This is a genomic window from Flavobacterium facile, from assembly GCF_036321945.1.
Classification (GTDB): Bacteria; Bacteroidota; Bacteroidia; order Flavobacteriales; family Flavobacteriaceae; genus Flavobacterium; species Flavobacterium facile.
This window is the reverse complement of the sequence record NZ_JAZAYT010000025.1, coordinates 59,122-79,810: the sequence shown is the minus strand read 5'-3', so window position 1 is coordinate 79,810 and position 20,689 is coordinate 59,122. Positions and strand designations below refer to the sequence as shown.

24 protein-coding genes are annotated in these 20,689 nt (G+C 31.3%); 16 read left to right on the top strand and 8 right to left on the bottom strand.

Features of this window, described 5'->3' with window-relative positions:
- Positions 1-107: 107 nt before the first annotated feature.
- The 14 genes from UEQ13_RS01810 (at position 108) to UEQ13_RS01745 (ending at position 9,250) form a co-directional block, all read left to right on the top strand.
- Positions 108-752 carry a DUF6046 domain-containing protein gene (locus UEQ13_RS01810; RefSeq protein WP_329804644.1) on the top strand — a complete coding sequence of 215 codons (645 nt, stop codon included), beginning with the start codon at positions 108-110 and terminating at the stop codon, positions 750-752.
- The gene (locus UEQ13_RS01805) at positions 749-1,714 is read left to right on the top strand and encodes a hypothetical protein (protein WP_329804643.1); all 966 of its coding nucleotides are present in this window, start codon (positions 749-751) and stop codon (positions 1,712-1,714) included. Before UEQ13_RS01810 ends, UEQ13_RS01805 begins: the two co-directional genes overlap by 4 nt.
- The gene (locus UEQ13_RS01800; RefSeq protein ID WP_329804642.1) at positions 1,714-2,271 is read left to right on the top strand and encodes a hypothetical protein; all 558 of its coding nucleotides are present in this window, start codon (positions 1,714-1,716) and stop codon (positions 2,269-2,271) included. Before UEQ13_RS01805 ends, UEQ13_RS01800 begins: the two co-directional genes overlap by 1 nt.
- Positions 2,258-2,542: a hypothetical protein gene (locus UEQ13_RS01795; protein WP_329804641.1), complete on the top strand. Its 285-nt coding sequence runs from the start codon at positions 2,258-2,260 to the stop codon at positions 2,540-2,542. Before UEQ13_RS01800 ends, UEQ13_RS01795 begins: the two co-directional genes overlap by 14 nt.
- Positions 2,526-2,882, top strand: a complete 357-nt coding sequence (locus UEQ13_RS01790) for a hypothetical protein (RefSeq protein ID WP_329804640.1) — start codon at positions 2,526-2,528, stop codon at positions 2,880-2,882. Before UEQ13_RS01795 ends, UEQ13_RS01790 begins: the two co-directional genes overlap by 17 nt.
- Positions 2,883-3,173, top strand: coding sequence for a hypothetical protein (locus UEQ13_RS01785; RefSeq protein WP_329804639.1), 291 nt, complete (start codon positions 2,883-2,885; stop codon positions 3,171-3,173).
- 1 nt (position 3,174) lies between these two features.
- Positions 3,175-4,002, top strand: coding sequence for a nucleotidyltransferase (locus tag UEQ13_RS01780; RefSeq protein ID WP_329804638.1), 828 nt, complete (start codon positions 3,175-3,177; stop codon positions 4,000-4,002).
- Complete coding sequence (locus tag UEQ13_RS01775; protein WP_329804637.1) at positions 3,992-4,456, top strand: hypothetical protein; 465 nt, start codon at positions 3,992-3,994, stop codon at positions 4,454-4,456. Before UEQ13_RS01780 ends, UEQ13_RS01775 begins: the two co-directional genes overlap by 11 nt.
- A gap of 1 nt (position 4,457) precedes the next feature.
- Positions 4,458-5,270, top strand: a complete 813-nt coding sequence (locus tag UEQ13_RS01770) for a hypothetical protein (protein WP_329804636.1) — start codon at positions 4,458-4,460, stop codon at positions 5,268-5,270.
- A complete protein-coding gene (locus tag UEQ13_RS01765) occupies positions 5,270-6,763 on the top strand; it encodes a hypothetical protein (protein WP_329804635.1) in 1,494 nt (497 codons plus the stop codon). Before UEQ13_RS01770 ends, UEQ13_RS01765 begins: the two co-directional genes overlap by 1 nt.
- Before the next feature lies 1 nt (position 6,764).
- A complete protein-coding gene (locus UEQ13_RS01760; RefSeq protein ID WP_329804634.1) occupies positions 6,765-7,217 on the top strand; it encodes a hypothetical protein in 453 nt (150 codons plus the stop codon).
- Between the two features lie 2 nt (positions 7,218-7,219).
- Positions 7,220-7,597: a hypothetical protein gene (locus UEQ13_RS01755; RefSeq protein ID WP_329804633.1), complete on the top strand. Its 378-nt coding sequence runs from the start codon at positions 7,220-7,222 to the stop codon at positions 7,595-7,597.
- Positions 7,598-7,908: 311 nt separating this feature from the next.
- Entirely contained in the window at positions 7,909-8,619 is a 711-nt protein-coding gene (locus tag UEQ13_RS01750; protein WP_329804632.1) for a DNA adenine methylase, read from the top strand.
- A complete protein-coding gene (locus UEQ13_RS01745) occupies positions 8,612-9,250 on the top strand; it encodes a thymidylate synthase (RefSeq protein ID WP_329804631.1) in 639 nt (212 codons plus the stop codon). The genes UEQ13_RS01750 and UEQ13_RS01745 overlap by 8 nt, the downstream gene beginning before the upstream one ends.
- Before the next feature lie 478 nt (positions 9,251-9,728).
- On the opposite strand, the gene gcvP is transcribed toward UEQ13_RS01745, so the two are convergent.
- Positions 9,729-12,572, bottom strand: a complete 2,844-nt coding sequence (gene gcvP, locus UEQ13_RS01740; protein WP_329804630.1) for an aminomethyl-transferring glycine dehydrogenase — start codon at positions 12,570-12,572, stop codon at positions 9,729-9,731.
- 141 nt (positions 12,573-12,713) lie between these two features.
- On the opposite strand from gcvP, the gene UEQ13_RS01735 reads away from it, so the two are divergent.
- Positions 12,714-13,535, top strand: coding sequence for a UbiA prenyltransferase family protein (locus UEQ13_RS01735; RefSeq protein WP_329804629.1), 822 nt, complete (start codon positions 12,714-12,716; stop codon positions 13,533-13,535).
- Between the two features lie 10 nt (positions 13,536-13,545).
- On the opposite strand, the gene UEQ13_RS01730 is transcribed toward UEQ13_RS01735, so the two are convergent.
- The 7 genes from UEQ13_RS01730 to UEQ13_RS01700 form a co-directional block, all read right to left on the bottom strand.
- Positions 13,546-13,995: an SRPBCC family protein gene (locus UEQ13_RS01730; protein WP_329804628.1), complete on the bottom strand. Its 450-nt coding sequence runs from the start codon at positions 13,993-13,995 to the stop codon at positions 13,546-13,548.
- 76 nt (positions 13,996-14,071) lie between these two features.
- Positions 14,072-14,986 carry a TIGR01777 family oxidoreductase gene (locus UEQ13_RS01725; RefSeq protein ID WP_329804627.1) on the bottom strand — a complete coding sequence of 305 codons (915 nt, stop codon included), beginning with the start codon at positions 14,984-14,986 and terminating at the stop codon, positions 14,072-14,074.
- A gap of 1 nt (position 14,987) precedes the next feature.
- Positions 14,988-15,809 (bottom strand): thiol-disulfide oxidoreductase DCC family protein, encoded by an 822-nt coding sequence (locus UEQ13_RS01720; protein ID WP_329804626.1) that lies wholly within the window; start codon positions 15,807-15,809, stop codon positions 14,988-14,990.
- Positions 15,810-15,865: 56 nt separating this feature from the next.
- On the bottom strand, positions 15,866-16,252 hold the full coding sequence (locus UEQ13_RS01715) for a hypothetical protein (protein ID WP_329804625.1): 387 nt from the start codon (positions 16,250-16,252) through the stop codon (positions 15,866-15,868).
- A gap of 12 nt (positions 16,253-16,264) precedes the next feature.
- On the bottom strand, positions 16,265-16,609 hold the full coding sequence (locus UEQ13_RS01710) for a hypothetical protein (protein WP_329804624.1): 345 nt from the start codon (positions 16,607-16,609) through the stop codon (positions 16,265-16,267).
- Entirely contained in the window at positions 16,606-16,953 is a 348-nt protein-coding gene (locus tag UEQ13_RS01705; RefSeq protein ID WP_329804623.1) for a hypothetical protein, read from the bottom strand. The genes UEQ13_RS01710 and UEQ13_RS01705 overlap by 4 nt, the downstream gene beginning before the upstream one ends.
- A gap of 69 nt (positions 16,954-17,022) precedes the next feature.
- Positions 17,023-17,526, bottom strand: coding sequence for a GbsR/MarR family transcriptional regulator (locus UEQ13_RS01700; RefSeq protein ID WP_329804622.1), 504 nt, complete (start codon positions 17,524-17,526; stop codon positions 17,023-17,025).
- Between the two features lie 139 nt (positions 17,527-17,665).
- Here UEQ13_RS01700 and UEQ13_RS01695 point away from each other — a divergent pair, with 139 nt between their 5' ends.
- A complete protein-coding gene (locus UEQ13_RS01695) occupies positions 17,666-20,659 on the top strand; it encodes a M4 family metallopeptidase (protein WP_329804621.1) in 2,994 nt (997 codons plus the stop codon).
- Positions 20,660-20,689: the final 30 nt, after the last annotated feature.

Here is a 20,689-nt window from a genome sequence, read left to right as displayed (position 1 = left end):
ACTTACAAAGTAGCAAAAGAAGATTTGAAAAATTTTGAAAAAATTACAGAGCATGTGGTTGGTAGAATAAACGACACAATTAAAGACGCATTAATAGCAGCAAACTAATGGCAACAGAATATAACATCCCGAATTTGTTTTTAGAAGCCTTTGGGCTAAAAATACGTGATTCGTATGGTATTGAAATTGAGGACAAACCTAACGACCCTAACGGGCTGTTTAATGGAATTTCCGTAATTGAATCCGATGAAGTTACTGATGTTACAGCTTTAGGAACTCCTATAGTTTCACCAATAACGTTTTTGGAAGGAACTTATAAAGCATACAATACAAATGGCGAAATAGTTGATATTCAAAAATCGGATTTTCGTTTACCAATTTCAACGGTAGTTTCATTTAATCGTGAAAAAATAATTGGAGTTACCAAAGTTAACGGTGGTCGTGGAACCGTAAAAGAACAATATGGATTTGATGATTGGAAGATTACAATAAATGGTTTTTTTATTGAAGAATCTGGACAGCCTCAAGGTTTTAAAAAACCAAAAGACCAAGAAAAAGAAGTAATAAGTTGGGAAACATTAGCGGATTCAATAGGTGTTATCAGTCCAATTTTCAGAGAAAAAAACATTAATTATTTAACAATTTTAAGTGTTTCTATTGAAGGAATGCGAGGTAAGCCAAATATTAGAGCTTTTACAATAAACGCATTATCAGACGAACCAATTGAATTAAATATAAAATCAACAGTATGACAGTGGCTATGGTTTCTAAAATTATATTTCCAGCTCGAGAAAACCGAGAGGAAATAATAATTAGAAAAGTAAACGGAGTTACTATTGAAGAAACATGGGAAAATTTGACTAATACAGCAATTATAAAATTACCCAGAAACGTAAAGGACTTTGATAAAAAAAATGTAAAAACCATTTTTAAAAAAGGTGATCCTGTTTTAATTTATTTAGGTTATGACGAAAATTTGATATTAGAGTTTGATGGTTTTATAAATGAAGTTTCTGCAGATTTTCCAATAGTTATCAAATGTGATGATTATATGTATTTGTTAAAAAAGCATCAAGTAAACATTTCAATGCGTTCAACAAAGCTAATTGATTTAGTCAGAGCCATAATTCCTGCAGGAATTGAAATTGATGTCGCTGATATTAATATAGGGACAAAAAGGTTTCCAAATACTACTACAGCAAAAGTATTGGAAGAGTTACAAGGTATAAACATTTACAGCTATTTTAAAGGTAGAACATTAGTAGTTGGTAAAATTTATACAGATGATACGGCAATTCCTGTTGTTTTTAATTTTAATCAAAACATTGTTGATCATCAATTACAGTACAAAAATAAAGAAGACGTTTTAATAAAAATCAAAGGGGTTTCCACCTTACCAAACGGAAGAAAAATAACAGCAGAATTTGGCGATGATAAAGGCACAGAACAACATTTGTCTTATTATAATATAAAATTAGAAGCCGAAGTTTTAAAACTTGTAAAAGCAGATTATGAAAAATTTAAAGTTGAAGGCTTTGAAGGTCATATAACTGCTTTTGGGTCGCCAAGCGTTCATCATGGAATGAAAGCTAAATTGATTAGTAATGAATATCCAGATAGAAAAGGTTTGTATTTTATTAAAAAAGTGGTAAAGAATTTTGACGATTCTCCAAAGTACCATCAAGAAATATATTTAGATAAAAAAGCAGAATAATGAGTAATAAATTACTAGAATTTAAAAAGTTATTAGCTAATAAAATTCATTCAAAAATACCTGTTCAAACGGAATGGGTAAAAGTAAGTGAAATTGATTGGGACAATAAGACAATGACTGCAATTGGCGAATTGAATAATTTGGAATACCATGATGTTGTTTTAGGAATTGGATCATTTAATATTAAACCAAAAATTGGAACAATTGCACTTGTTGGAGCAATTCATAATGGTGAAGCTTGTTTTATGATTTTGTGTGAAGAAATTGAAGAAATTGAAATCATTGATAAATCGGGTTTTAAATTCAGTTTAAACGATGGTTTAATGACAATTAATGGTGATGAATTTGGAGGTGTTGTAAATGCAAAAGAGTTAAAAACTCAATTGGACAAAAACACCTTAATTATAGAAAAAATACAAATGGCATTTCAAAACTGGACACCAGTACCTAATGATGGTGGCGCGAGTTTAAAAACTGCTTCATCAACTTTTGTTGGATTGGCAAAATCAAATTTTTCTAATATAGAAAATCAAACAATTAAGCATGGAAAAGGCTAAGGATATTTTATTAGGTAATGAGAATGATTTGCAAATTATAAATGGTGATTTTTTAATTGGCGAAAGCGAAATACAAGAAGTTGGTATTATTTTACAAATGAACCAAGGCGAATTGAAAAGTGATCCTTTGATTGGAGCAAATTTAGTAACAATGATTAGAGGTGGTTTTGACAAAGAAAAAATTGAAAGACATCTTGAAACACAAATGAATTTAGATAATAAAAATTTTCAAGATATAAAACAAAAAATTAGTTATGGTAGAATTGTTTAAAGATTACATCGGTCAAATATTAATACTAATTATTACATCTTTTATTACATGGTTTATAACTAAAAGAAAACAAAACGCCGATATAAACACTACCGAAATTGATAACGGTTCAAAAGTAGTAAAGCTATATAAAGACTCACTGGACGATTTAGGAGATCGATATCAAAAAAAGTATTTAGATATTGAATTACAAGCAAAAAACATAGCGATTCTTTTTGAAAATAAAGAACAATTATTAATGCAAGAAATCGCGTATCATAAAAAACAAACCATTTTATATAAAAAAATGTACGACGATAAAGTTCGAGAATTTAATAAATATAAAAAAGAACATCCTTAAATGACTGTAATTGAAAAACAATCGTTGATTGATATTGCTATTCAAGAGCATGGTACTTGTTTAGCTTGTTTTGACGTAGCATTAGTTAATGGTGTTTCTATTACAGATGAATTAATGCCAGGACAAAAATTAGACATAAAATTATCTGAACACAACAATCCAGATTTAACAAGATATTTTAAAAACAAAAGCCAAAAAATCGCAACTTATTTAAGTGCTGAGTTAATTGATGTTTTAAACGAAAGTGGACTAGGATATATGCAAATAGAAAATAATTTCAAAGTATCATAAAATGGCAAGAAGTATCAACGAAATACAAGCACAAATATTAAATGAAATTGCATCTAATGAAAATTTGCAGGATTTAAATTCTACAAGTAGAGTTTCAATTTATAGACTGATCATATTTATAGTTTCTTTTGCTATCTGGTCACTTGAAAAACTTTTCGACATCCATTCTGCTCAAATTGACACAGCAATAAATGAGCAAAAAGCTGGGCGACCAAATGATTACAAAAACGCAGCCTTAAATTTTCAATACGGATTTCCATTATTGCCAGACTCAATTGAATTTGATAATACGGGTTACACTCCAGAAGAAATTGAAGCTTCAAAAATTATAAAATATTGCTCGGTCAAAGAATCCAGCCAAAGTGCCCGCTTGATTATAAAAACGGCGGGCGAAGTTGGCGGCGAGCTGCAGGAGCTAACTCCAGAACAGGAAAGTGCCTTTATTGCTTATATGGAGGACTGGTTTAAATGGGCGGGTGTTAAATTATCGATTGTAAACTACCCAGCAGACGAACTAAAAATAATTATGCAAGTGTTTAGAAATCCCTTAGTAATTGACGCTAATGGGCAAAGCATTTTAGACGGTGATAGACCTGTAGAGCTACGAATTAATCAATATTTAAAGCAATTAGATTTTAATGGCGAATTAGTAATAAACGATTTAATTGAAAGATTGCGTGAGTTACCAGGAGTGGATAATGTGAATATCTTATCTATGAATTCAAAGGCATATAATGAAATTGATTTTACAAATATTTCAGTTTCAAAAACACCTGAAGCGGGCTACTTTAAAATAACAGATTTTACGAATATTACTTATGTGGTTTAATATTAATTATAATCAATTAGCAGCACTATTAACGCCTACATTTTTGCGAAAACCTAAAATATTAGCCTTTTTGTCGGCATTGGTTTTGCCAATTCAATTGCTGCATATTCAATGGCTTTCAAAGCGTGAACGTGATTGGTATATAATTAATCACACAGGTCAAGTTTATTCATTGAGAAATGCTTTAAATGATTTTTTAGACCCAAGTTTAAGACGGATATATATAAGTGATGGAGATTCTTTTCCAAGAGATTACATTTATACAACATCAGAAAATAAGCCAGTTTATTTAGGTAAAATTTTCATTAAAACCAGTTCTGAATATTTTGGCACGGGAGTAGATTTTTATGTTCATGTTCCGCCAGAAATCATTGCATCCAGCATTTACGAAATTAAACACATAGTTGAATTATATAGACTAGCAAGTAAACGATATCTAATTATTCCAATATAAAATGAATACATATAATTTTTTACAAACAGGCGGATTTCCATTTGAAGTTAACATACTTGAGGGTATGCAAAAAGCCTTTGAAATATTTAATTGTTTAGGTGCGTTAGCTGGTCCAAAAACAATTATTTCAGGTTGTGTTGCTACGGGCTCAAACATTAGTAACGGATTTGTTCATATTGATGGAGAAATTTATCCTTTTTTAGGCGGTACGGCTCAAGGTAGTGTTGTTATTATAACCACAACTCAAAGCGCCGAATTTGAAGATTTAACCACAAAAGAAATTAAAGAAATAAAACACGTACAGTTTGGAACTGGTGTTGGAAGTATTTTATGGGCTGATTTTAAACGTCCAGAAACAACTACTCAGTTGACAACATTGATACAAAATTTAACTACTCGTGTTGAAACTTTAGAGGCGCAACCTGATGCAATTCCCGTAGGAATGATAGCAATTTGGGACAGACCAGCTGTAGAAATTCCTGTTGGTTGGGCGGAATACTTACCATTAAGAGGACGTATGCCTGTTGGTGTGGATCCGTCTTATACACAAGGATCAGACAATACAAATTATGGATTAGAAATTTTAAATAATACTGGCGGAAAACGTGAGCATAAATTGACTAAGCCAGAATTACCAAATTATAATTTAACAAGAACCGTCGGTAACGAAACTGTACAACCAGGTGGTACAAGTATAGCGAGTTCAGGCGCGGGCGCAATGTTTACACAAAATATACCATCAGGGGGTGAAGATAAAGCACATACTAATATGTCACCTTACAGAGTAGTTCATTTCATTAAATACGTAGGATAATGGCAACATCAAAAAATACATTAAAGAACTGGTTTAAAACAGGAATGTTTCCAACACAATCACAATTTTGGGCTTGGTTAGATTCTTATCATCATAAAGATGAAAACATACCTGTCGCTAAAATTGAAGGCTTAAACGAATTGCTTACGCCAGTTAATGAGCATTTCAATGATCCAAATGCTCATACAGAATTGTTTGATAAATTTTCCGAAATCAATACTATAGTTGTTGATAGTGGATTCATAAAACAGGATAATGTATTTAAAGCTCTTGCTAATTCACGTTGGAATATAAAAGCTCAAGAGTTCACTAATTCAGCAGATATTGAAATACCCATTCCATTATGTGCTGCAGGTATGGTTAGAACTGATAGAGTTGTTTTAAACATGAATAATCAATTTGTTTTAGTACAAGGCGTTGAAGTATCTGATAACCCAGTTCCTCCAACGAAACCAGTAAATACATTAGAATATACTTTTATTCCTGTAAATGATTCCGAAGTTGGTGAGCCAGACACTCCAACTATAGGAAATATATTCAATAAAAAAGATTACGACAAGGTATATACTTTCAATGCTTCAGGTGCTGATGTTGAAATTCCTTTTAACGTAAGTGGTTTTGGGACAATAGAATTAACTGGTTCGTTGACTTCAGTAAAAGGATTTTCTTTAATAGATTTAGCAGCTAATCCAACTTTAGCGGAATGGCCTCATAAAGGAAAACCAATTTATTTAATAAACAGAAGCGGTCATAATGTTGAATTATTACACAATAATTTAACAGCAATTGTTCCCTTTAATTTCGATAGTAATTCAAGTATTATAATTCCTAATAATGGAAAAATTTTGCTTAAGGTAATGACTAATAATATAATTGATTTTTTTAAAAGCTGGGGTGATGATCCAGCAAAACTAGACAAAGTTTCAACAGTTGATGTAGATAAAGTTTATGTGAAAAATGCTGATGGAACTCAGGGTATGAAGCCTGTTAGTGAGTTGGGCGGTGGTTTAAGAAGTCATTTTATAAACTTCGAATTATACCAAAATAACGGAGCTCAACACTTTATAAATTTAACTCCTTTTGAAAGATTTGGTTCAACATTTACAGATTTCGGTAGATATATACAAGGTGGTATGGACGAGGTCAATGACTTGTTGTATGATTATCGAACATTAAGATTTATCGTTCCTTTTAAGTCAAAAATAAAAAGAGTTTTGTGTAATCATAATAATTTAGGTGTAGATATTACAATGAGTATTTATGCTTTTGATGTATCGGGAGTTTATACAATAAATAATAGAACCGTAGCGAAATTTTTAATAAATAACGGTAATGCTGGAACTAGAAAAAACGAGTTTACAAACACTTCTGATATTTATCCAAGTCAAACTTTAGAAAAAGGCTCTTTTTTAACCGTCCTTTTGAAAACCGACACAGGATATTTAACAATCCAAGCAAATAGTTTTTTAATTGAATTAGAAGAAATTATTTAAGATGAAAGCAACAGTTTTAAAAAACCCACCTGAAGGACACGAAAATAGATTTTCAGGAAATTACGAAGACGAAAAAATCCCAATTACCAAAAAAGCAGTTTCCGAATTATATAACGGAAAATCAAATTCTTTTTTTATAGATGGAAATTGGATAGAAATCGGGGAAGAATTTACTAAAAAACCTAAAGTTCCAGAAGAAATTTCACGCATGAAGTTTAAGATTCAAATTCGTAGAAGCACTATTTATTCGTATGATATTATTTTAGAATACTTGAAAAATTTAGCTTTAAATAAAACTTTTTCGCAAGATGATAAAGATGAACTCATAGATCGTTTAGAAGATGCCGTAAGCTTCAATCGATACCATAAAGACTTCATTAATCTTGCCAACATGTTAGGCGTTTCTGATGCAATCAAAGACGAAATTTTTGTAGAAGGAAATAAAATTGAATAATTATGGGAATATTACTTTACATCATCGCCACTATCTTATGGATAATTTTAACGCCAATTAATTGGGTAATAGTTTCGTTTAAACACGGTTTAAGTAACTCTTATTTTAAAGAAACTGCAATTGATATTGATAAGTTTGGCAATAGAAACTTTCGAACGTTTTTAAACGCCACTATGGTAAAAGTGAAAAAAGAATACTGGTCTTACGATAGAATAATTGAAATAGAACCGTACAAATTCGGAAATGTAAACGAAACAATTAGCAGCGCATTAGGAAAAAACCAACGTAATAACACGCTAAGTCGACTTGGAAAAATTATTGTTTTTATCCTGGACAAATTCGATAAAGAGCATTGTAAAAATAGTATCGTAGAGATATAACTTCAATGGAGTATGAAGTAAAAAATCCTCCAGCATTAAAAAAAGCTTCTCACACCTTTTTAAACAAACGAGCCAACGGCTACTGGAGGACAAAGTCTTCTAGTTGTCGTTGGCTTTTTTTGTTATAGGTGTGAGAAGTGCAAATATAGTCATCAAAAATTAATAATCAATCATCAATCAAAAAATCGAATGGAATTAAAAAAGAAAATTTTTACATCGGCACCTTTGCCGTTTATGGGCAAAAACGAAAATTCTTAAAACAATTTAAGCCAGCATTAGAAAATTATTCAAATACAGCTACTTATGTAGATTTGTTTGGCGGAAGCGGCTTGTTAAGTCATACCGTAAAATCACATTATCCAAATGCAAAAGTAATTTATAATGACTATGATAATTTTAGTTTAAGACTTAAAAACGTAGATAAGACTAATCAACTTATTGCGGATATTAGAGTTATTCTGAAAGATTATCCAAAAGACCAACGAATTATTGGCGACAAAAGAGATCAGGTATTTAAAAGGGTGGAGCAAGAAGAAAAAAGCGGCTATGTTGATTATATTACATTATCCAGTTCGATACTTTTTAGTATGAAATATGTTCTTTCATTTGAACAATTACAAAAAGAAACTTTATACAATACGGTTAGACAATCTAACTATGATGTTGACGGATATTTAGACGGATTAGTAATTGTAACTGAATGCTACAAAGAATTATTTACAAAATACAAGGACACTGAAAATGTTATTTTTTTAGTTGACCCACCGTATTTGTCAACCGATGTGAGTACTTATAAGAATTGTTGGAAGCTTCGTGATTATTTAGATGTTTTGGAAGTTCTGAATGGCACAAAATACTTTTATTTCACATCAAACAAGTCATCAATTATTGAGCTATGCGAATGGATTGAAACTAAAACACCAATGTCAAATCCATTTACAGGAGCATCAACGCAAACAATGAATGCGACTGTTACATATCAGTCAAGTTACACTGATATAATGCTTTACAAATATGAATAAGTACCATCAAATATTATCGAAAATTATTGATAAAGGCAAAGTCCAAACCAATAAAAAAGGATCAATAACGTATTTACTAAACCAAACTTTAGAATTAAAGCCAATTGACTTACTGGAGTTGTTTGAGGGACACTCTGTTGCTAAAAAGAAGCTAAAAGATGAATTAGTATTGTTTATGGCTGGTGAACGCTCTACAGAGGCGTATAGGAATATCGGTGTGAGTTGGTGGGATTATTGCGGTCCAATATTAGTAAATAGTTATCCAACCTATTTTGAGCAATTACCTAAGTTGATTGAAAAAATCAATAAAGAAAAGCGTACATCTAAGAATTATGTATTATTTCTGGGTTCTAACAACACAGAAAGCAATCAACAGCCTTGCCTTAGTTTGATTCAGTTCCAAATAGAAAAAGGTAAACTTATTGTTAGCGCATATCAGCGCTCAAGTGATGCGAGTTTAGGTTTGCCTTCAGATATTTATCATTTGTACTTGATAAGTAAGCAAATCGGTATACAATTGAAGTCGATTACATTGTTTTTAGGTAATGTGCACATCTATGACAACAATATAGACAACACAAAGGAGTTATTGAGTGGTGAGGTGGTTAAATTCAATTTAAACGTTGGTTAATTAGCATTTAAAAAGGCATCACGATTATGTGATGCCTTTGTGTTATATTTGTCTGGAAATCGCACAATTCGTTTTATACTTTTGTACAATTCGTTTTTGCGATTATACTATTGATTAAATAATTATAAAAAAAATAATTAAATACAAATAATAAAGTTGTAAAAAATAGTATCTTATAAATGTTTGTATTAGAAGAAAATACAACAAACAATAAAACGGTTACTACTGTGCTTAAAAATGGTTTAAAAATGTTTTTTTTCATCTATAAATTATAAATTATTTTTAAAATTAGTATCGTCATACCTTTTTGTAAAATTTACTATGCAAAAATAGTAACAATATACATATGACGCAAATAAGTGCAAGAAAATATTTACAAAAAAATAAAAAAATCCCAAAAACCGAATTGGAATTTGGGATTTTAAAGTTGTTTGTTTTTAGACTTCGTAAATCGTAAATCTAAAATCGTACTTTAATATTACATGTACGCTTCAATTGGCGCACAAGAACAAACTAAATTTCTATCACCATACGCTTCATCAACTCGACGAACTGTTGGCCAGAATTTATTTTCAGCAATATACTCTAATGGATAAGCTGCATTTTCTCTTGAATAAGGAAAAACCCATTCGTTTGCTGTAACCATAGCTAAAGTATGGGGAGCGTTTTTCAATATATTTTGAGCATCGTCTTTAGTTGATGCTGCAATTTCTTTACGAATAGAAATCATCGCGTCGCAAAAACGATCTAATTCAGCTAAATCTTCTGATTCAGTTGGTTCAATCATTAAAGTTCCAGCAACTGGGAAAGAAACCGTTGGTGCGTGGAATCCATAATCCATTAAACGTTTAGCGATATCTGTTACTTTGATTCCGTTATCTTCAAAAGCACGACAATCTAAAATCATTTCGTGAGCCGCTCTTCCCATTTCTCCAGAATATAAAACTGGATAATGTGCTTCTAAACGCGCTTTCATATAATTCGCATTTAAAATAGCGTGTTTCGTAGAGTTTGTTAAGCCTTCTGCGCCTAACATACAAATGTAACCGTAAGAAATTAAGCAAACTAAAGCCGAACCATAAGGAGCAGCAGAAATAGCTGTAATCGCTTGGTCACCACCTACTTTAATAACAGGGTTTGTTGGTAAAAACGGAACTAATTTATCGTTCACACAAATTGGTCCAACACCTGGTCCACCACCACCGTGAGGTATAGCGAAGGTTTTGTGTAAGTTTAAGTGACAAACGTCAGCACCAATTGTAGCTGGATTAGTTAATCCAACTTGTGCATTCATGTTCGCACCATCCATATATACTAATCCACCATTTTCGTGAATGATGTCTGTAATTTCGATAATTGAACTTTCAAAAACACCGTGAGTTGAAGGATAGGTTACCATTAAAGCAGATAAATTATCTTTATGTAAGATAGCTTTTTCTCTTAAATCTTCTACATCAATATTTCCTTCTGGAGTTGTTTTTGTAACGATAATGTCCATTCCAGCCATAGCTGCAGAAGCCGGATTGGTTCCGTGAGCAGAAGAAGGAATTAAACAAACCGTTCTGTGATCATCTCCACGAGATAAATGATACGCACGAATAGCCATTAATCCAGCGTATTCACCTTGCGCACCAGAGTTAGGTTGTAAAGTTGTGCCTGTAAAACCAGTAACTACATTTAATTGTTGTTCTAATTTTTTAAGCATAGTAATATAACCTTCCGCTTGTTCGATAGGAGCAAAAGGGTGCATGTTGTTCCAATTTGCCATAGATAAAGGCAACATTTCGGCAGCAGCATTTAATTTCATCGTACAAGAACCTAAAGAAATCATCGAATGATTTAACGATAAATCTTTACGTTCTAATTTTTTGATATAACGCATCAATTGACTTTCAGAATGATGATTGTTGAATACATCATGTTGTAAGAAAGTTGACGTTCTTTCTAAGTTTTCAGTAATTCTTCCAGAAGGTAAAAGGATTTTTACAGGTGTAAATTCTTTTCCAGTTGCTTCTGCGAAAATTCCAATAATTTGGTTGATGTCGTTAATTGAAGTCGTTTCGTTGAATGAAATCGAAATCGTTTCTGCATCTACATAAAAGAAATTTACTTCATTTCTTTCGGCAATCGCTTTTACTTTAGTAGCATCTGCTTTTACTAAAATCGTATCGAAGAAAGAGGTATTTGTTTGGTAAACTCCTAATTTATTTAATTCTTCAGCCGTTGTGTTGGCAGAAGCGTGTACTTTATTTGCAATATATTTTAATCCTTTTGGTCCGTGATAAACCGCATACATTCCAGCCATAACCGCTAATAAAACCTGAGCAGTACAAATGTTTGAAGTTGCTTTTTCACGTTTAATATGTTGTTCACGAGTTCCTAATGCCATACGTAAGGCACGGTTTCCGTTTACATCAATTGAAACACCAATAATTCTTCCTGGCATCGAACGTTTGTATTCGTCTTTTGTAGCGAAGAAAGCGGCGTGAGGTCCACCGTAACCCATTGGAATTCCAAAACGTTGCGTCGTACCAACTACAACAGCAGCACCCATTTCACCTGGAGATTTTAATTTAGCTAAAGATAAAATATCTGCGGCAACAGCTACTTTAATTTCATTTTCTGCCGCTTTTGCGATAAATGAAGTATAATCGTTTGCTTGACCATATTTTCCTGGATATTGTAAGATGGCTCCGAAAAATTCTTTAGAGAAATCGAAAGTTTCATGATTTCCAACTACTAATTCTATTTTAAGTGGCGTAGAACGCGTTTGTAAAACAGAAAGTGTTTGTGGTAATATTTCTTCTGAAACGAAAAATTTCGTTACGTTGTTTTTCTTTTGATCACGAGAACGCACATCGAATAATAAAGCCATTGCTTCCGCAGCAGCAGTAGATTCGTCTAACAAAGAAGCATTAGCAATTTCCATTCCCGTTAATTCGATAACTGTAGTTTGAAAATTTAAAATGGCTTCTAAACGACCTTGAGCAATTTCTGCTTGATAAGGCGTGTAAGCAGTATACCAACCTGGGTTTTCAAAAATATTTCTTTGAATAACTGCAGGAACAATTGCTGGGTTGTATCCTAAACCAATATATGATTTGAAAACTTTATTCTTTTTACCTAATTCTTGAATATGATTTAAGTATTCATATTCTGTCATTGGTTCGTCTAAATTTAATTCGTTTTTAAGGCGAATATCAGTTGGAATAGTTTCAAAAATTAATTGATCTAGTGAATCAACTCCAATAGTTTGTAACATATGGTTTAGGTCGTTTTCACCAGTTCCTATGTGTCTTAAAGCAAAAGCATCTGTTCTCATTATATATAAAAATAAGTTGTGTTTAAATTTGGATACAAAAGTAATTATTAATCTGTTAAAAATAATCGCTTTTAAACTGAAATTTTGTGATTTTTATCAACTAATAAGGCTTGTTATTAACACTTTGATTATTTTTGTTGAATGGTGATATGGAAGAAAATAGTCGATTTTTACATTAAAAGCAGTTTGCATGTGGCTTTGTCGGCTTTTGCATTGGTTTCCATGACGATGTACTTCTTCAACATATCAGAAAATTTTGAAGTGAAAGCTTTTGCTTTTTTCGGAACTATTGTAGGTTATAATTTTGTAAAATACGATGCGTTGGCAAGGTTAAACAAAATAACAATCAAGAAAGAATTGAGGTTGATTATTCTCCTTAGCATTTTTAGTGCTTTAGCCAGTTTTTATTATTTTTTAAAATTGCAAATTATTACCCAATCTTTAGGAGTTTTTGTTTTTGTATTGTTGTTGCTTTATACTTTGCCGTTTTTTCCAAATAAACGAAATGCTAGAAATTGGAAAGGCATAAAAATTTACATTGTGAGTTTGTGCTGGGTTGGCGTTACCGTAATTCTTCCATTAATTAACGCAAAAGTTGGATTTACATCTGATGTTTTATTACTTAGTATTCAAAGATTTATACTGATTTTTGTATTGGTTTTAATTTTCGAAATCATAGATGTTAATACCGATGATCCACATTTACAAACTGTTCCGCAACAAATTGGAGTAGCAAAAACCAAATTATTAGGCTACGGACTTTTGATTGTTTTGCTTCTTTTAGAATTTTTATACGAAGCGAATCAAGATTATACACCACTGCTATTTAAATTCATAGTTTCAGGTTCCATTGCTTTGTTTTTATCTTTCGCGAATGAAAACAGATCAAGATATTATGCAAGTTTTTGGGTGGAAGCTATTCCGATTTTTTGGTGGTTGATTTTAGTTTTTGTTTACGATTAAACTTGTAGGTTTATTTCTCTGCTAAATTTTTCAAAACCGCATTTCTATGTATGATGAAATTAGTCAAATGATTTTTCAAAAATAGTTTATCGAAAAGTTGGCCGAAAATTCCAAAAGGTGTTTCGTATTCTAAAACATCTGTGACTTCTATATAGTTTTCTTTTTGTTCGAAAAAATGTTGGTGTTTGAAACTTTTAAATTGTCCTTTTAGTTGCTCGTCTACAAAATAAGTGGGGAAATCCATTTCAGAAATAAGACTTTGATGTGTTAAATACACACCAAAATGTTTGCCTTTCCAGGTTACAGTTTCGTTTTTATTTATTAAACCAGATGTAATTCCAGCAATGGCAACTTCCTTAGTTTTACTTGCCGATTGCTGATGAATATCGATATTTCGATTCGTATCGAAAACAGTTTCAATGGATGCAAAATAGTGCGTGGTGATTTTTATGGTTGTCATTTTAATTAAAATTATTGGTAACACAGATTTGCTCAAATTTCACAGATTGGTTTGTGTTTATCTGTGAAATCTGTGTTTAGTTTTTCTGTAATAAATTTTCAAATGTTTTATCTACTGAATCGTACTTAAATGTAAACCCGTTTTCTTGTAAGCGTTTTGGTATTACATTTCTGCTTTTCAAAACCAATTCAGTTTCGGTATTGATTATTTTAGAACCCAATTCTAATAGCCATTCAGGTTGAGAAATACCAAACGACATGCCAACCGTTTTTCGTAATTTCGACATAAAGTCTACGTTTCTAATCGGATTTGGCGACACAATATTGATCTCGTTTTCCAATTTGTTTTCGATAACAAAAGCAACGGCTCTGGCAAAATCTTTTTCGTGAATCCAACTGATAAATTGCTTGCCATTTCCTTGTTTTCCGCCCATTCCTAGTTTTGCTAAAGTTTTTAATGGAATAAATGCACCGCCATTTTTTCCTAAAACTATAGAAGTTCGTAACGCTGTTTTTAAAGTTTTCGGAGTTTTAGTTTCGAAGAACGCTTTTTCCCAACTTTTAGCGATATTCATAGAGAAGTCGTTGCCAATTTCTCCAGTAGTTTCATCCATTTGTTTGTCTAATGAAAAACGATAAATAGTAGAAGTAGAAGAGTTTAACCAATGTTTCGGTGGATTTTCACATTGTAAAACGGTTTCATTTAAAATTTTCGTACTGTCAATTCTAGAGTTATAAATTTCTTGTTTATTTTTTTCGTTGTATCTGCAATCTACAGATTTTCCTGCTAAATTGATTAAAACATCTGTATTTTCCAATTCCAATTCCCAACCAGAAAATGATTTAGCATTCCAATTTACATATTTGATGTTGTTTTTATTTTCAGATTTTCCTCTAGTGAGAATAACAATTTCATCAAAAGAATCTTTGAAATTATCGACTAAAACCTGACCTAAAAATCCGGTACCAGCTGCTATGATAAGTTTTTTCATTTTATGTGTTTAATATAATTCCTAGCGCAATAATTCGATATAAAACCCAAGTATACGTTAGGTGTTTTGGTAATTCTACTATTTTGATTCTTCTAGAATGCTCTAAAAACATAATAAAAACTGTGCAGGCAAACCAACCTAAGATTACGATTTCAGGTAATTTTATAATTGAATTCAAAAAAATCATCGGAACCAAAATAAGTGAACCTAAAAGAGAAACGGTCATTAGATTCCCTAAATAATTTAGTACTGTTTTTTTGTCTTTTTTTAGTAAAAATAAACTTTGAAAAACCATTTGCCCAATGGCTAAAATGAATTCTCTTGCGATATTTGATTTTGGTAAATTGCTGAGTAATTCAGAAAAATAAAATAAGGTAAAAGCAGTAAAAACTGTCGCTAAAGTAATATATAAAAATCTATATTTTACATTAAAATCTGGAACACATTCTAGTTTTATTTCAGTTTTTTTCTTACTTGGCATAATTACTTTTCTGTTGTAAGAAATAAAAGAATAGAGTTTTTTAAGTAGAAAATTTATCAGTTTCCAATTTCCGACTTTTTCCATCCAAGGAAATGAAAAACCAATCACTTTTAACAAACTGTCAATGCCATAAAGAACGGTTTTATTTTCATTATCAACCAAAGCAATTTCATTAGAAGCGCGTTGTACATCAATAAAATTTTGTTCTTCTTCCGTTAATTGACAATAGGGTTTTTTACCGTTTTCGTCTAACATTCCAGTTGTGATAAACCCTTTTGTATACACTCGGCAAAGTGGACAATCTTCGTCGTAAAGTAAAGTTTGGTTTTTTAGCGTTTTCATTTTTTATGTTTTCAACTCCGACAGGTTTTTAAACGCTGTCGGAGCTAGGATTTAATTTATCCGTTAAATACAATTCTTTGTTCCACTTGTGCTTGGCTTGCTTTGCGTTTTCCTCTGAAAAAGAAATATAAGTTTAAGAATAACATGATTCCTAAATAGATAGCAAATCCACCAATTTTATAACTTAAGGCTTCAATTAAACTTTGATAATCGTCTTTGTAAATGGTCATTTCTAAAATCATCAAAGCAAAACCCAAATTAAGTAAATAAAATCCGGTTTCAAATAATTTATTGGTCGCAGTTGCGATTTCTTCTCGACCTTTAAAAATATCTAACATGAATATTTTACTGTTTTTGAATAAGGTTTTACTCACATAATAAGTTAAAAATAAAGCAATTGGTAAGTAAATGGCGTATCCGACTAAAATTTTTGTAGTTTCCATAATGTTGAATGTTTAAATTAATTTTTTAATGTATTTAGTTAATAAAATGATATTGATATAATGCATAAATCCGATAGTAAGAATGATGATTGCTGATTTGGTGGCAATGATTTCAATAAGTTGATTAATGGATTGAATTTTTTCCCATGAAATGATCGTCATCGCACAATAACCCAAATTCAATAAATAATAACCAATTAAGAGTGTTTTGTTTATTTGATGACACAATTCTTCATGATTCGGAATCAATTGTGATACAAATATATTTCCGTTATCGTAGCATAATTTTCCAACTTTGATGATGATTACGCTGGTTAGACTTAGATAGATAATATATCCGATGATGTTGAGGTTCATAAATAAAGTTTTTTATAAATTATTAGTGAAAAGTAAGCGGCTATAATTAATGGGATTGGAAATAAGATACATGTTATAATGTCCAAATAATTGATTCGTACATTTATAAACCATAATAAGAAAAATAGAATTACAGCAATAATATAAATTATTAAATACTTGTTTTTTGAATTTTTGTATAAAAGAAACAATCCTAAAAGTACTTGAATTAAACCTGTTAGCATGGTTGAAAATAATGCATATCCTATGAAGTTTTGTCCAGGATCATTTATTATTAATCCAATAAGTAGTAATGTTAGTGGTAAACCAATTGCGAACGTATTTATATACTTAAAGAGTTTCATAATTCTTTTTATTTTTAAACTTTCAGAAAAAAAATGAAAGTTTTATTTAAATTTTTTTATTTCAAATTGTTATTTCATAAACTTGACTAAAATCTGCGCCAACCAATTGTCTTTGTATTCTGTGATTTTATCTAAAACGTTATCTGCTTTTAGTACGAAATCGTATAATTTTTTGGTTTGCTCTACGAAATGCTTTTCTTCAGAAGTGGCATTGGCAGAAATTGAAGAAACTTCTTTTAATACTTTTAATGCGGGTTTGATTTCTCTTTTACTTCTTTCTCTTGAGATTTTTACGGCTAATTCGTCCAAGTCTTTTTCGGCGGTGAAAAATTCTCTTCTTTCTCCAGCTTTGTATTCTTTATATACGATTCCCCAATCCATTAATGCACGAATATTCATACTAGCATTACCGCGTGAAATTTGTAATTCTTCCATAATCTCTTCCATAGAAATCGCTTCGCTAGAAACCATTAACAAAGCATGAATTTGCGCCATGGTTTTGTTAATTCCCCATTGAGAACCTAAGGCGCCCCAAGTTTGTACGAATTTATTTTTAGCTTCTTTGAATTCCATTTTATGGTGTATCTTATTTATGATACAAAGATATATAAAAGTTTTTAAACTTTCAAAAAAAAATGAAAGTTTGTTTTTCAAAGTTGTTTTTTTATTTAAAATTTATTTGTTAATATTGCAAACCAAATTTACTTTAACCATGAAAATTAACTACCTAAAAACCATTGGTTTGGCGTTGTTTTTGTCTTCGTCAATGTATTCTCAAAAGAATGAGAAATACAATGGAGATAATGCCTTCCAAAAAACAGTCAACTTAAACGGGTTTTACTCAACTGAAAACGCAATTAAAGAATTCTCGAAGTTATATTCTTTGAGCAACTTAAATTCGTTCGTACCTAAAAAATCAACTTCAGATGAAGCGGGTTTTACACATAAAAGATTTCAACAATTTTTTAATGGAATTAAAGTTGAATTCGGAACTTTAATTACTCATATGAAAGATGGAAATGTTATTTCTGTCAATGGAGAATTATATAATGCCGAAGGATTAAATTTAAATGCAACATTAACTAATTCTGAAGCGTTTAACAAAGCAACAAATTTTGTAAATGCTCAAACTTATTTATGGGATGACATAGTTTCAGCTGAAGCAATGAACTACACAAAGCCTACTGGTGAATTGGTAGTTTTTCCATTAGTAAATAAAGGAGAAGTGAGATTGGCTTATAAATTTGATATCTATGCTAAGGCACCAATTTCTAGAGATGAAATTTTTGTAGATGCTACTACAGGTGAGATTTTATATAAAAATCCAATTATCAAACACGTATCACATTTAGTTTCAGATTATGAAATTGAACAAAATGCAAAAAAGTTTGAAAAAATTGCATTAAATAAAGAGAATGCTCTTTTTACTCCATTTGTGGCAGGAAGTGCAGCTACAAGATACAGCGGAACTAGAACAATTGAGACAACGCAAACTACACCAACTACTTTTGTTTTAAATGATGCAACAAGAGGAAGTGGTATTGTTACTTACAATTCGAATAGAGCACCTAGTTATGCTTTAACTAATTTTTCAAACACTACCAATACTTGGAATACAGGTAATTATGCTACCGCATCATCTACGAAAGATAATGCTGCTTTAGATGCGCATTGGGGTGCAGAAATGACTTATGATTTTTGGAAAAATATTTTTAATAGAAACAGTTTTGATGATGCAGGTGCACAAATTAAAAGTTTCGTACACTATGATGATGTAGCTGGTGGAGCTGGTTATTCTAATGCTTTTTGGAATGGAAGTGTTATGACATATGGTGATGGAGGTACAAGACCATTTACGGCTTTAGATGTTTGTGGACATGAAATTGGTCATGCTGTTTGTACGTATACCGCTAACTTAGCGTATCAAAATCAATCTGGCGGTATGAATGAAGGTTTGTCAGATATTTGGGGTGTTTGTATTGAGCAATATGGTAGAAACGGAAATTTAAATTCTGGTGTTGATACAGCTTCTCCAGGTTCATCAGCACTTTGGAAAATTGGAGAGGATCTTTCTTCAACTGGAAATGCTTTGCGTTCTATGAGTTATCCAACAATAAAAGGAAATCCTGATACCTATAAAGGGACAAATTGGACAACTACTGCAGATGACGGAACATGTACTCCAAGTCAAGCTAATGATAACTGTGGTGTACATAATAATAGTGGGGTTTTAAATCATTGGTATTATATATTAACTGCAGGAAAAACAGGTACAAATAACGCTCCAGCATCATTTGGTGGGCCTTTTGCATATAACGTAACAGGAATCGGAATGGCAAAATCTTCTCAAATTACGTATTATGCGGAAAGAGATTATTTAACATCTAATGCTACATATATGGATATGCGTAATGCAACAATTGCTGTCGCAAGTTCATTATATTGTGCCACTAGTCCGGAAGTGCAAGCTGTAACAAAAGCTTGGAAAGCGGTAAATGTTGGTACAGATTATGTAGGATATGCAAACGATGTTGCTTTAAAATCTATCGCTGGTGGAAATGTAAATATTGCTTGTGGTGCCGCATATAATCCAAGTATTGTAATAGAAAACTCGGGAACTAATGTGATTACAAGTGCTACTATTTCATATAACATTGATGGAGGAACTAACTCAAATATTAATTGGACAGGTACATTATCAAATTGTGCCGTACAAAGTGTTAATATTCCAATATCTGGTTTAACAAGAGGAACACATGTTTTAAATGTAACTTCAACAATTACTAGTGATGGAAATGCAACAAATAATACTAAATCAATATTGATTATTGTAAATGATGCAGGAACAGTAAATGTTATCAATACTTTTAATACTGCTACTGATGTTTTAGTTTCAATTGATGAAAATGGGAAAACAAATTCATTATGGCAACGAGGAACTGTAAATAAAGCTTTATTAACAAATGCGGTTGCAGGATCAAATGTTTACGCTACTAAATTAACAGGTAATTATCCTGATGCAACTACTGCATATTTAGTTTCACAATGTTATAATATTGCAACTCTTTCTAGTCCAACTGTAAGTTTTGATATGGCTTTTGATTTAGAATCAAATTGGGATATTATTTATTTTGAATATTCTACTAATTCAGGTGCAACTTGGAATGTTTTAGGAACTTCTGCAGACGCAAACTGGTACAATAGTTCAAGATTACCAAATGGTACAGATTGTTTTAATTGTATAGGTAAACAATGGACTGGAGATTACGCAACTGCTCCAAGTGGCGGAAACGGTATGGATGGAAATAAAAGAACGTATACACATTCACTTAGTGATTTAAGTACCGCTACTAATGCGATATTTAGATTTACTTTTATGTCAGACGATGGAGCCAATCAAGAAGGAGTGATGATTGATAATTTTGTTGTTCAAGGAACGCTTTCTGCACAATCTAATCAAATTGATGGGTTTGTATTATATCCTAATCCAACAAAAGGCAAATTAAATATTTCATTACCAACATCTGACAATGTAGCTGTTGAATTATTCGATTTAAGAGGAAGATCAATTTATCAAAACAATTTTGAATCACAAGGAACTTTATTTACTAAAGAACTTGATTTCTCTACAACACAAGCTGGAGTTTACATTTTGAATGTGAAAACAGAAGGAAAACAAATCTCAAAAAGAATTATTATTGAATAAATAATTTTAAAGTATAAAAAAATCCTGTTT